The sequence below is a fragment of the Mesobacillus subterraneus genome (genome assembly GCF_020524355.2).
Lineage (GTDB): Bacteria > Bacillota > Bacilli > Bacillales > Cytobacillaceae > Mesobacillus > Mesobacillus subterraneus_C.
Genome location: NZ_CP129019.1, coordinates 2,400,901 through 2,414,410 on the forward strand (window position 1 = coordinate 2,400,901; position 13,510 = coordinate 2,414,410).

Consider the following 13,510-nt stretch of genomic DNA (forward strand, 5'->3'; position numbering starts at 1 on the left):
ATACCCATAGCCATTTGCTACTTCATCCACCTAAAATTAACTGTTCAAATAAATAGACTGCAGAAAAACTCGAATGAGTTCACCTGCAGCCTAAAAAGGTTATCATGTATTCTAGTCGTAAAAAGGATGGTCTTCATTAACAAGGATCTTCTGGATTTTCACTGCTTTGCCGGTCTTCTTATCCAAATCTATCAATACTGCAGATAGTTGATTCCTACCGTCCTTAGCCACTTCGAATCGCGTAGGGAGACTCGTCATGAACCTTCTAAGCACCGCTTCTTTTTCTACTCCCAATATACCGTCATATGGACCGGTCATGCCTACATCAGTCAAATAAGCTGTACCTGAGGGCAAGATTCTATCGTCTGCTGTCTGAACATGAGTATGCGTTCCGACCACAGCGGAAACTCTCCCATCAAGATACCAGCCCATGGCTTGCTTTTCGCTAGTTGCTTCTGCATGGAAATCAACAAAAATGAGGGAAGTGCGTTTTCTTGCTTCCTCTATCAATTCATCTGCTTTTTTAAATGGGCAATCAATTGGCGTCAAGAAGGTGCGGCCCTGCAAGTTGATTATTGCCAGTTCTTCCTGGTTGATCTTTAAATAAACAATCCCTTTTCCAGGTACTTCTTCAGGAAAATTAGCGGGCCTGACCAGGTATTTAGCATTATCAATAAATTCAAAGATATCACGATTATCCCATGCATGGTTTCCTAGAGTTACCGCCTGGGCACCCTGCTCAAGAAACTGACGATAAATCTTTTCGGTAATTCCTTTACCGCTCGCTGCATTCTCACCATTTATGATTGTAACAGTCGGGCGAAATTTCCCCTTTAGCTTTGGCAGGTATTCCGTAATCATATCCCTGCCCGGGGAACCTACAACATCCCCTACAAATAAAATTCTCATAGCATTCACTTTCCTGTCTATAAATTAAGATATTAAGGTGTAGCTCTTTTCTCAAACACTACCGTATTAAGTTCCAGTTCTTATGAGCCTAAAAATAAAAGCCCCGAGCTTTAACACATATATAACATCCATTCTTAAAATTGTACCATAATATCCAGATTAGATAAAAATCATCGAAACGGACTTACCGGCCAATATAAAAAGCGGCGCCGAAGCACCGCTTTATTTTGCATATTCAACTGCCCGTGTCTCACGGATGACTGTAACTTTGATATGTCCTGGATAATCGAGCTCTTCCTCGATCTTCTTGCGAATATCACGTGCGAGGCGGTGTGCCTGCAAGTCATCAATTTGATCAGGCTTAACCATGATCCGGATTTCTCTGCCCGCTTGAATTGCGAATGATTTTTCGACTCCTTCATAGGATTCAGAAATCTCTTCCAGCCTTTCAAGACGGCGGATATAGTTTTCAAGAGCTTCGCTGCGGGCACCAGGCCTAGCAGCTGACAATGCATCAGCAGCAGCAACAAGTACTGCAATAATCGAAGTTGGCTCAGTATCACCATGGTGGGAAGCAATACTGTTGATAACAACAGGATGTTCCTTATACTTAGTAGCCAGCTCCACGCCAATTTCAACGTGGCTTCCTTCTACCTCATGGTCAATCGCCTTTCCGATGTCATGCAGGAGTCCTGCGCGACGTGCTAATGTCTCATCTTCACCTAACTCTGCGGCAAGCAATCCGGACAACTGTGCTACTTCCATTGAATGCTTAAGTACATTCTGTCCGTAACTTGTACGATATTTCAAGCGGCCAAGAATTTTAATAAGATCTGGATGCAGTCCGTGCACTCCCACTTCGAAGGTAGTCTGTTCCCCAACCTCACGAATGTGTTCATCTACTTCACGGCGTGCTTTCTCAACCATTTCCTCAATTCGAGCCGGATGAATACGTCCATCCTGGACAAGCTTGTCTAGAGCTAGACGGGCTGTTTCACGTCTGATTGGGTCAAATCCAGAAAGGATAACCGCTTCCGGAGTGTCATCAATAATGAGATCGATTCCCGTCAACGTTTCCAGGGTGCGGATATTCCGTCCCTCACGTCCGATAATACGCCCTTTCATTTCATCATTCGGAAGATTTACAACTGATACAGTCGTTTCAGCAACATGATCTGCTGCACATCTTTGAATGGCCAGTGAAAGTACTTCCTTGGCTTTCTTGTCGGATTCTTCTTTCGCCCTGTTTTCGTTTTCCTTAATCATTAGTGCAATGTCGTGAGCAAGTTCTTGCTCAGTTCGCTCCAAAATGATGGATTTAGCCTCATCACGCGTTAAGCCCGAGATGCGTTCTAGTTCAGTCTGCTGATTTCGTACCATCTCGTCCACTTTGCTTTCCATCTCTTCAATATGCTGTTGTCTTTTGGAAAGAGCGTCATCTTTTTTCTCTAAAAGATTTTCACGTTTGTTCAACGACTCATCTTTGCGATCAAGATTCTCCTCTTTTTGCAATAAACGATTTTCTTGTTTTTGCAGTTCATTTCTTCGTTCACGAATTTCACGCTCTGCTTCTGTACGCAGTTTGTGATTTTCATCCTTAGCCTCCAGCAGGGATTCTTTCTTCATAGCCTCTGCTTCACGCTTCGCATCTTCAACAATTTGTTCTGCGGCGTTTTTGGCACCTGCAATTTTTGCTTCCGCAACGGATTTACGATAAAAATAGCCAACAACTGCACCGACGAATAGGCCAAGCAAAATGGAGATGATTGAAATAATTAGATCCATCATTTTCACCTCCTCTTGCTATGAACTTGTGTTACGTTTTTTAAAGTGTCGGCATGTACATTGTTACAAGCATCAATATACAGCTCAAATGCTTTTAAACGTTTTTAATACCATGAAAATGTAAAATATACATTTTTAATTGTAAAGCTGTCATTTTTTATTGTCAAGGGTTTGTCCTATAAGGATTCTTTAGGTTTGATTAATTATTCAATCAATTTTTATTTTTGGAATGGTTTTGTTGACTTCACTCCAGATTTTCTACCGTAAATAAACATAAACAAGGTCTCCTGACTTTCCGGAGACCTTGAGAATTAAACAGAAATAATCTATTAATCCAATTTGAGTTCTTCCTGGTCTTCATCAGTTTCAGTAACCGTGAATTCACCATCAAGTCCGTAGTGATTACGGATCTTCTGCTTGATTTCAACACGGATGGACGGGTTTTCTTTAAGGAACAATTTTGCGTTTTCCCTTCCCTGTCCAAGACGTTCACCATTATATGAATACCAAGAACCGCTTTTATCGACAATATCAAGGTCTGATCCCATGTCGATGATTTCTCCCTCTTGGGAAATACCTTCACCATACATGATATCCACTTCAGCTGTACGGAACGGTGGTGCAACCTTGTTCTTAACAACTTTAATCCTTGTCTTGTTACCGACCATCTCATTGCCCTGCTTTAGAGTTTCAGCACGGCGCACTTCAAGACGTACGCTTGAATAGAATTTCAGAGCACGTCCGCCAGGTGTTGTTTCAGGATTACCGAACATAACACCGACTTTTTCACGAATCTGGTTAATGAAGATTGCGATAGTCTTTGACTTGTTGATTGCACCGGAAAGCTTACGCAATGCTTGAGACATCAAACGAGCTTGAAGACCAACGTGGGCATCACCCATCTCACCTTCAATTTCAGCCTTTGGAACAAGAGCTGCAACTGAGTCAACAACAATAATATCAATTGCTCCACTTCGCACAAGTGCTTCTGCGATTTCCAAAGCCTGTTCTCCTGTGTCAGGCTGTGAAAGTAGAAGTTCATCGATATTTACACCAAGCTTCTGTGCATATACAGGGTCCAAAGCATGTTCAGCGTCAATGAATGCCGCCTGACCGCCATTAGCCTGTACTTCTGCAATCGCATGAAGCGCAACAGTTGTCTTACCTGAACTTTCAGGTCCGTAAATTTCAATAACACGTCCGCGAGGATATCCGCCTATTCCGAGGGCAGCATCCAGCGCAAGGGATCCGCTTGGAGAAGTAGAAATCTTTGTATCTGTCTTCTCTCCCTAATTTCATAACTGAGCCTTTACCAAATTGCTTTTCAATTTGTTTTAACGCCATATCTAACGCAGCTTGACGATCACTCACTCAAATTCCTCCTTATTATATAAAAACGAACCAGCATACTGCGTGGCCGCAAATCTCTTATTTAAAGCCTACTATTACTATACCTTTTTCCCAGTTGTTTGTCTATCAAAAAATCGAACGTTTATTCGTTTTTTTTAGAACGTAGGAATTCGACAAAATTGATTTTTATGTGTATGTTTCCCTTGTTTTCTTACAAGCCATATCCTTTATAATAGAAGTTCCGCAAGAAATCTTTCTATTTAAAAAACTGGATGTTGCAACATATAAGAATAAAACACGGAAACTATTGCTTCCGTGTTCCTGATAAACTATTAATAATAATCTGGCAGCCGAACTTTACAGCCCTTTTCCTGATAGCATTGCGGGAGCCGCTCAGGCTAAGTTTTTCTGAATAAACTTGTTGGTCTTTTACGTGGAGCCCGATATAAACGGTCCCTGGCGGATGCCCTTCCAGGCTCTCAGGACCAGCCACTCCAGTAAAGCTGATGCCGATGTCAGAGTTGGTAAGGAGTGCAGCATTCATTGCTAGCTCTGCTGCACATTCAGCGCTAACAGCCCCATACCTCTCGATTGTTTCCGGATTAACCTTTACAAGATCTATTTTGGCTTCGTTTGAAAAACAAACAAAGCCGCCATTGAAAAGACTGCTTGCACCGGAGATTGAAGTCAAATCCTGCTGAAACATTCCGCCTGTCAAGCTTTCAGCAGCTCCTAACGTGAAGTTTTTATTTTTCAATAGTTTCGAAAGCTCGATCATTAACGAAGTTTCGTCGTAACCATAAAAAAACTCACCGACTCTGTCCATGATTTCCGCTTCCACTCTATCAATCAATGCTTGTGCTGTGTGTTTGGAATCTTCCCTGGCCGTAAGCCTCAGTGTAACTTCACCGTCCCCAGCCAAAGGGGCGATGGTTGGATTGCTCTGCTGGTCAATCAAATCTTCTATTTCCGATTCTAATGCTGCCTCGCCGATTCCAAAGAAACGCAGGACCCTCGATTCAATTTTAGACTGATTGCCGGTCACGCCTTCTAAAGCAGGCTGGCCATATTTCAAAAACATTGGTTCCATCTCGGATGGTGGTCCTGGCAAAAGCATGAACTTGTTGTCTGCTGTTGCCAGGAACATCCCCGGAGCCATGCCATGTTCATTTTTCAGGACGGCTGACCCCTCGATGACGAGAGCTTGTTTCCTATTATTTTCAGTCATTATCCTGTTCGTTTTTTCAAAATACAATTCAATGGACCTCATCGCTTCCTCATCAAGAACAAGCTGCTTTCCAAGCTGCCCAGCAATTGTATCTTTTGTCAGATCATCTTTTGTTGGACCCAGTCCGCCAGTGAAGATAATCAGGTCAGCGCGCTCCCTGGCTATTCCCATCGCATTCTTCAAACGATCAGGATTATCCCCAACGACCGTATGGTAGAAAACATTGATTCCCAGATCGGCAAGCTGCCTGGAAAGGAATCTGGCGTTTGTATTGACGATTTGCCCAAGGAGCAATTCTGATCCCACAGCAATGATTTCGGCATTCATTTATTGTCCCCCCTGAAAAATCAATTATTTCGAATTACTGAACACTTCCTTGTTTCTAGCAAAGTAATCCCAACCGGACCAAATCGTAAAGAACATCGCCACCCATAGTGCAATATCTGCAAACGGAATGGAGAATGCTTCAAAAATGATATTGTGCAGCAATAGTGCTGATATTGCCACGGTCTGGGCCGGGCCCACATCTTAATTTTGCCCGGCATTTTTGCTGCAACCACCTCACCACCGCCAGCCAGCAGTAAGCGAAGTCCTGTTACGGCAAACTCTCGGCTGATGATAATGATGACAATCCACGCTGGGGCATATCCAAGTTCAACTAATACGATCAATGCAGAGGAGACAAGCAATTTATCTGCAAGGGGATCCAGGAATTTCCCAAGATTCGTAACCAAGTTGTGCTTTCGTGCCAGATACCCGTCAACCCAATCCGTCACGGATGCAAAAATATATATTAACGCTCCTACAAAATGTGTGACCGGCATGGTTGTCCCAAGCAGAGAGATCTCTCCCCAGGAAAATGGGCCAAGCATGATGATCATGAATAACGGAATCAAAAAAATTCGTGACACCGTAATCTTATTTGGCAAATTCATATACTCTTTCCTCCAGATGAAAAATTACAAAACCTTTATGCGTCTTCTTCATTATATCCAATATGTATAAATCATCATTAAATATGCCTAGTAAATGAATCTCGAGGGGCTAGACACTGACCTTAGTATAAAAAAAGTGATACATTCTATCACAGAAAGTTTAGCCCGTATAAACAAAAGTCCATACGGGCATTTTGGCAAATTCTTAGTGGCTGGCTGTTCAAATTACAGAGCCTTAAAACTTATTTCACAAAATTAATCGTGATTACCTGGGTCATGTCTTGATCAGGCGGCACTGCATACTCGAGCTTTTCGTCATTGACATAGATTTCGGTATCTGGTGCTCGTCCAATATTGATGACAGCTTTGGTCTCATTGGATAAATCTTCTGTCCTGCTTTCATTCTTTCCTTTAACAAGGGTTTCCTGAAAAATGGATTTAGATCCATTTGATAAACCAACCCATGTCTGTCCAAGGGATACAATTTTAATGACAAACGCATCAGCACCCTTTAATTCATAAACCGTATTGCTGCCGCTGTTAGAGATAACCGTAAGCTCCTGTGCTGGTGTTTCTGGCTCAGCTTCTTCTTCAGCCGGTTCCTCTTCAGCAGCATCTTCTGAGTCACTTGGATCCTCGTCTAAGGATTCATCCTCAGTCTCTGCAGGTTCGTCAATCGTTGTTTCCTTACCTGTTGTAGCTGGCTCCTTTGTTTCATCACCTGCATTCAGGACAATTAAATACCAAACCAATGCGATGGCGCCAATGATAAAGATTCCAATCAATATTTTCGGAAGAACATCAAGGACTTTTGAAGTTTCAGGCGACAGACTTTTCCTCGACTGGACACGGGAAAGCTGATCAGGGAGCTCTTCGTTGTATGTAGATGGAATATCATTTTTATGCTGCTCAAAAAGCTGTTCTGGATCAAGCCCGACGGCTTCAGCATATTGTTTAATGAAGGCACGGACATAAAACTTTCCTGGCATCATTGAATAATTGCCCTCTTCAATGCCAAGAAGATAGCGCTTCTGTATTTTCGTGATGGACTGCAGTTCGTCCAGGCTGAGACCCTTAGCTTCACGTGCTTCCTTTAATATATTTCCTAACTCAGTCACGATAACACCTTCCAATACTGTTAAAAATCAAATCCTCCAAAGTCAGAATCGGTGAACATGTGATTCTTCTGAACCATGTCATATACGATTTCTTCATCGGGATTATTGCGAAGTTCAATTATATAATCAAAATCATCCATTGTATATTCCGTGTTTTGAACAAAAATATCCGGATGTTCAACAACCTTCACCGCAGGCAGGCGCATGATTTCCCTGACAAGCTGCCAGTGCTTTTCATTGGCCCTTCTAGTGGAAACGATTCCGTCTATGATGAATAGGTTTTCTGAGTTGTATTCATCTTCAATTAATTGATTTCTAATTGTCTGTTTCAATAAAGTTGAAGAAACAAACAACCATCGCTTATTTGCACAAACGCTTGAAGCCACAACTGATTCGGTCTTGCCCACTCGCGGCATCCCGCGGATCCCAATCAACTTGTGCCCATCCTGCTTAAACAATTCTGCCATAAAATCAACGAGCAGTCCAAGTTCATCCCTTACAAATCTAAATGTTTTTTTATCATCAGCATCACGCTGAATATATCTGCCGTGTCTGACCGCCATTCGGTCACGAAGCTTGGGCTCACGGATTTTAATTACCCTTATTGTATCCATTGTATTCAAAATTGACTCTAAACGCTCAATTTGGTCATCATCTTTCGCAAGGATCAACAGACCACGTCTACCTTCATCGACTCCATTGATCGTAACAATGTTGATTGACAGCATACCAAGCAAAGAGGATATATCACCTAGCAGTCCTGGACGGTTAATCACTATTTCATATTCCAAGTACCATTCTTTCTTTTCCATCATTCTCCTCCTCTGCTATAAGGTCACTTGATTGCGACACATTTTGACATCAAATATCTAGCTACTATATTATATGATTTTCAAGGAAGATGAAAGGAAAAACAAGCCAGAAGATAAAAGTAAAAGAATGCAATGCTTATATGTCTACTTCAAAGGCGGAACAATAAAAAAAGAGAGGAATCTGCAGTCCCCCTCTCAAAACTTACTTATTATTGAGTGCCATTGTTCTGTACAAGTTTAACCATCATTGTAGCGATGGCGTGCTGTTCGTCAGGGCTTGCAACTGACCAAAGGTCTGAAAGGACTCTTTCCTGCTCATTTTTAGGGTCGACGTTCTTAGCAAGATAATCCCCGATTTGGTAGGCAAGGTCCCCCATAACTTCTTTATTCATTCCCTGGTCCTGCGCCTGATGAAGGCGGTCTCCCAAGAAATCCTTCCACTGATTCCAATTATCCAATACGGACATATTGACAACCTCCTTGTCTAAAATAGTACAAGGTTATTTTGCATTCGTACGACAATTATTATTCATTACAATACATGTTTTAAAAATTGTCACATGTCCTTCACGTAAGCCAACCACCATTCACCGCGAGTACCTGCCCGGTTATATATGATGAATTCTCAGATAACAGAAACTCAACACCGCTTGCGACTTCTTCAGCGGATCCTAAGCGGCCTGATGGAATATCCTCGGTAATTGCCTCGATTTCCGCATGGGTGAACCCTTCGACCATAGGGGTTTGAATGGCACCTGGTGCTACGGCATTCACCCTGATATTGGAGCTTGCAAGTTCTTTGCTAAGAGCTTTGGCGAAGGCTATTTGGGCACCTTTCACAGTCGAGTATGCTACTTCAAAGGATGCGCCCGTTTGTCCCCATATCGATGACACGATGACGATACTTCCACTTCCCTTAGCCCTTATTTTTGGAATAAGCTTTTTCGTCAGCAACAGCGGAGTAGTAACGTGTATTTGTATAAGCTCCTCTACATCATTTTCCTCTAAGTCTTCAAGAAGACCATATAGGGCATTACCAGCATTATGCACAATTGCATCAAGTGAAAAAATGTTGGCGGCCAATTCTATGTATCCTGATTTTGCTGCCAGGTTCGCCTTGATTGGTATATACTCACCACCAAAGTGTTCAATCTGGCTTACGAGTTCTTTCATTCCTTTTTCATTCTGGTTAAAGTGAAGGTATAGCGAATAACCTTCAGATGCAAGTTTCATGCAAATCGCCTTGCCAATCGCTCCACTTGCTCCTGTAACGAGCGCGAATTTCTTCATTTTCTTCCTCTCCAAATACATCATTAAATAATGCGCCGATTAGGACCGGCGCACATCTTATTGAATGGTGGGTTAGTTCTTATCCTTTGGCACTACCTGACAAACAGTGAATCGCTCTTCGGCAATCAGCTTGTCAGCCGCCTGTTTGATATCGTCTAGCGTCAGGCTTTCAAGTATCGGAACAACCTCAAATAAATCCATGTCATTAAATGCGTAGCGTGTGAACTGGTTCGCTATATACTCAGGAGAATTGACCGCCCTAAGGAAAGCTCCAATTTTTTTCTTTTTGGTTCTTTCAAGGTTATCATTCGTCAACCCTCGTCCAGCCTTAGCATCCATTAGCATTGATTCAAGCTTACTGGCAAGGACATCAGGTTCGTTTGTATCACCGCCAACCATCGCAAACCCGAAGCCTTGCTCCTCTGTATAATCGTATGAAAAAGTATCATCGATCAATCCGGACCCATACAATTCAGTATAGTTTTCTGAACTCTTGCCGAAGAGGATATCAAGCATGACATTGATTGAAAGCTCTTTCTTCAACATTTCCCTGCCCGATTCAGTAGGGTCTGCAGCTTTGATGCCAACCAGGCACTTGGATGTCTGGACATTCATTTTCAGGACCTGTTTCTTTTCAGCAACCCCTGCCTGCTCCACATCAAATCTCCGTTTGATTTCTGGCTGATTCTTGTATTCCTTCTTCCCCTGGTTTTCTTTTATCAAGCCCATGATTTCCTGAGGATTAACTGGGCCCACTAAGAACAGTAGCATATTGCTTGGGTGGTAAAATGTTTCATAGCATTCATACAGCATGTCTTTCGTAATATGAGAAATCGATTCGATCGTACCTGCGATATCAATACTAACCGGATGGTTCTTATACATATTCTGGATCAGGCCAAAATACAGTCTCCAATCAGGATTGTCATCATACATCGTAATCTCCTGCCCGATGATTCCCTTTTCCTTTTCAACTGTCTTTTCTGTAAAATATGGTTCCTGAACAAAGTCAATCAGGGTCTTCAGGTTTTTCTCCACTGATGATGTACTGGAGAATAAATAAGCTGTTCTAGTGAAAGAAGTAAACGCGTTCGCAGAAGCACCCTGCTTGCTGAACTGCTGGAACACGTCCCCATCTTCCTTTTCGAATAATTTGTGCTCAAGGAAGTGTGCGATGCCATCAGGTACCTTTACATAATCATCCTTTCCAGGCGGAAGGAAGTGATTATCGATCGACCCGTATTTAGTTGTAAAAGTAGCATATGTTTTATTGAAGCCTTTTTTCGGAAGGATGTATACATCAAGTCCGTTACTCAGCTTTTCGTAGTACATTTCTTCCTGAAGCTGTTCAAAAGTGATTTTCTCCATTATTTGTCCGCCTCCAATCCAGTTAAGAAGTAGACCGTGTCTAGCTGCACCTTTTTGGCTACATCAACAATCTCTTCTTTTGTGGTTTTACTCATGCCCTGAAGCCAATCATCGAGGCTGACATTTTGACGGGATACGACATTATGATAAAGGACCTCGACCATCCCTCTTGAGGTATCCATTGTTTCAAGCATTTGGTTTTCAATCACTGCTTTTGTCTGTTCGATTTCCTGATCTGTAAATTCGCCAGCTTTCATTGCTTCCATTTGTTCACGAATAATTTTTACAGCAAGCTCGAAATTTTCAAATTCAATGCCTGACATAACCATCATCAAACCTTTATGGCTTTCAAGGCGGCTTGCGACATAATAGGCAAGACTATTTTTCTCACGGACATTTAAGAACAGCTTGGAATGAGAAAATCCACCGAAAATCCCGTTGAAGACCTGAAGAGCATAATAATCTTCATCACCATAATGCACATTTGTTCTATAGCCGATATTCAGCTTGCCTTGCTTGACATCCTCCTGATCCTTGACAGTTTTCTCTTCGACTTGAGCACCATCAGCAAGCTTGACAAGTTTCGGTGTGCGGTCGTCAAATTGCAGAAGCTCTTGGGCAATCGCCTGGACTTCTGTCTCATCAACATCTCCAATAATGAACAGATCAAGCTCATCTTCTTTAAAGGCCTTTTTATAGTAATCATAAAGATTCTTCTCATCGATTTGCTGAATGTCGTCAATCTCACCATTAACATGGAGTGCATAGGGTTCATCCTTGCACATTTCCTGAATAAGCCTGAAATTGGAGTATCTCATTTTATCATCATATACAGCCTGGATTCGCTGCTTTAATGTTCGTTTTTCTTTTTCGACAGTTTCTTTGTCAAATGCTTCATTGTCTGCAAGCGGATTCACCAGAATCTCCGCCATCAATTGCAATCCTTTTTTCAGCAAAGGATCCGGGTCAGACAGGAACTTTTCATTGGCTATCTCCAGAGAAAAACTGAGGACCTGATATTCCCCCTTTTTTGAGACATCTACAAATAAATTAGCTCCATAAAGCTCATCAAGGTACGATCGAAACTTTGAAGTCGTTGGGTAAGCCTTGGAACTGCTTTGCAGCACATACGGAAGCAGCGCCCGTTTGGTTACATCTTCACTTGTAAGCGGTGCTTTCATTTTCCAAACAATTGTGTTCGTCTTAAATTTTTCGGTTTTAACAATATGGAGCTTGTAGCCTTTCATATCCGTGATACTTTCTGAAATGACAGCCATTGAAATCCTCCTTTATTTATAACAACAGGAATTGCTTACATTCATTTTCTTCACATCATTGATGAAAATAAAACATTCTTCTTTGATATGTATACGTTGTGAAGTCTATATTTAATATTCCAATAAATATACTCTAACTATACCTTTGACATTCAGGCTAATTCAAGGAATTGGCAGAGAATACGGCAAAAGCTTCCCAAATAGGAAGCTTTTATTGCTTTGATGCGGCTATTTCTTCTGAGGCTTTTGTATAGTAATAGGTATATCCTGATTCAAGTTTCACCTGATTTTTTCCGTTTGCCTTTGCGATATATAAAAGCTGGTCAGTATAACCGAGAAGCTTATCTGGTAACATTTCACCTTTTGAAGCAGCAATCCCAAAGCTCATAGTGACACGGATGCACTCTTTGCTGAATTTCTCAGATGATAACCTTCCGTATAAGTCATTGAAAAAGTTAATTTGCCTGGTTTCCTCGATGGCTGGCAATAGAAAAGTGAACTCTTCACCACCATAACGGAAAGCCTGTGCATCGTAATCATCAGCCAGATCCCGAAAAATTGCTCCTAGTTTCTTTAATATCTCGTCTCCAGTCAAATGGCCAAACTGATCATTGATTTGCTTAAAGTGATCAATATCTCCCATTACAAGCAAGAAATTTTGCCGAGTGCTCGTCATAATCCTTAGTTGTTCCTGGAAATGCCGATGATTGTATAAGCCTGTTAAATAATCCGTGAACATTAATTCATGAAAAATTTCCTTCTGTTTCAGATGCTTCCTTTCCCGAATGACGATTAAAGACCCGAAAACACCGATAATCCATATGAAAACGAGATTTAAAATGAAGACAAACGTTGTATTAAAATCGAATTGCGCCTGTACAGCAAAAATAATTGAGTACCCTGCCGTCAAAGAAATCGATGATATAATTGCCCCTTTTGTCCTCCAGTAAATGGTTGCATGCATGACAACCAAATAGGCAATCGGAAAAAGCGGCGACATCACTCCATTCGTTAAGGCAAGAAGCCACAACAGGGCAATATAATCAAATACAATTCCGGCTTTCGTAAGTAAATTAAAATACTCATTTCCCGCCGGCATTTTACTCAAAGCAAACTGAGTCACGGCCATGTAGATAAACCCAATCGCCAACAAGAAGAGAAATGTTTCTTTAGCGAAATTTAGCTTGTCCGCCAGAGGGGGGAAATAAAATAGCATAATCCCTACCAACAAGAATATCCAGCGTAAATAAGAAAAGATTTTTTCCGTTTCACGATCATCCATATATAATGATAGTTTCATATGCATGCCCTCTTGACGATATTATTTTTAGCAAACTTTTCCTTTATATTAACACATATGGGAGATTTATTCTAAAAGGAATGTACATATTGATCGAATATTTTATTAATGAATGATATAAAGAGTGACGAAATAAAA

10 protein-coding genes and 2 pseudogenes are annotated in these 13,510 nt (G+C 41.5%); all 12 read right to left on the reverse strand.

Annotation, left to right across the window (positions count from 1 at the left end; all coding sequences use genetic code 11):
• Positions 1 to 111: 111 nt before the first annotated feature.
• The 12 genes and pseudogenes from LC048_RS12490 to LC048_RS12545 all read right to left on the reverse strand — a co-directional run bounded on the left by LC048_RS12490 (position 112) and on the right by LC048_RS12545 (position 13,372).
• Complete coding sequence (locus LC048_RS12490) at positions 112 to 909, reverse strand: TIGR00282 family metallophosphoesterase (RefSeq protein WP_226600682.1); 798 nt, start codon at positions 907 to 909, stop codon at positions 112 to 114.
• 222 nt (positions 910 to 1,131) lie between these two features.
• On the reverse strand, positions 1,132 to 2,694 hold the full coding sequence (rny, locus tag LC048_RS12495) for a ribonuclease Y (protein ID WP_102262253.1): 1,563 nt from the start codon (positions 2,692 to 2,694) through the stop codon (positions 1,132 to 1,134).
• A 329-nt stretch (positions 2,695 to 3,023) separates the two neighbouring features.
• A pseudogene (recA, locus tag LC048_RS12500) lies at positions 3,024 to 4,065 on the reverse strand (recombinase RecA).
• Between the two features lie 283 nt (positions 4,066 to 4,348).
• On the reverse strand, positions 4,349 to 5,599 hold the full coding sequence (locus tag LC048_RS12505) for a competence/damage-inducible protein A (RefSeq protein WP_226600680.1): 1,251 nt from the start codon (positions 5,597 to 5,599) through the stop codon (positions 4,349 to 4,351).
• Between the two features lie 24 nt (positions 5,600 to 5,623).
• Positions 5,624 to 6,207: pseudogene (gene pgsA / locus LC048_RS12510) on the reverse strand (CDP-diacylglycerol--glycerol-3-phosphate 3-phosphatidyltransferase).
• Between the two features lie 242 nt (positions 6,208 to 6,449).
• Positions 6,450 to 7,325: a helix-turn-helix domain-containing protein gene (locus LC048_RS12515; RefSeq protein WP_226600678.1), complete on the reverse strand. Its 876-nt coding sequence runs from the start codon at positions 7,323 to 7,325 to the stop codon at positions 6,450 to 6,452.
• Between the two features lie 20 nt (positions 7,326 to 7,345).
• Entirely contained in the window at positions 7,346 to 8,137 is a 792-nt protein-coding gene (locus LC048_RS12520; RefSeq protein WP_226600677.1) for a DUF3388 domain-containing protein, read from the reverse strand.
• A 209-nt stretch (positions 8,138 to 8,346) separates the two neighbouring features.
• On the reverse strand, positions 8,347 to 8,604 hold the full coding sequence (locus LC048_RS12525) for a DUF3243 domain-containing protein (RefSeq protein ID WP_226600676.1): 258 nt from the start codon (positions 8,602 to 8,604) through the stop codon (positions 8,347 to 8,349).
• A gap of 100 nt (positions 8,605 to 8,704) precedes the next feature.
• Entirely contained in the window at positions 8,705 to 9,427 is a 723-nt protein-coding gene (gene ymfI, locus LC048_RS12530) for an elongation factor P 5-aminopentanone reductase (protein WP_226600675.1), read from the reverse strand.
• Positions 9,428 to 9,499: 72 nt separating this feature from the next.
• Complete coding sequence (gene yfmH / locus LC048_RS12535) at positions 9,500 to 10,795, reverse strand: EF-P 5-aminopentanol modification-associated protein YfmH (RefSeq protein WP_226600674.1); 1,296 nt, start codon at positions 10,793 to 10,795, stop codon at positions 9,500 to 9,502.
• Positions 10,795 to 12,072 carry an EF-P 5-aminopentanol modification-associated protein YfmF gene (gene yfmF / locus LC048_RS12540; RefSeq protein ID WP_226600673.1) on the reverse strand — a complete coding sequence of 426 codons (1,278 nt, stop codon included), beginning with the start codon at positions 12,070 to 12,072 and terminating at the stop codon, positions 10,795 to 10,797. Before yfmF ends, yfmH begins: the two co-directional genes overlap by 1 nt.
• A 211-nt stretch (positions 12,073 to 12,283) precedes the next feature.
• Positions 12,284 to 13,372, reverse strand: coding sequence for a sensor domain-containing diguanylate cyclase (locus LC048_RS12545; protein WP_226600672.1), 1,089 nt, complete (start codon positions 13,370 to 13,372; stop codon positions 12,284 to 12,286).
• Between the last annotated feature and the right edge of the window lie 138 nt (positions 13,373 to 13,510).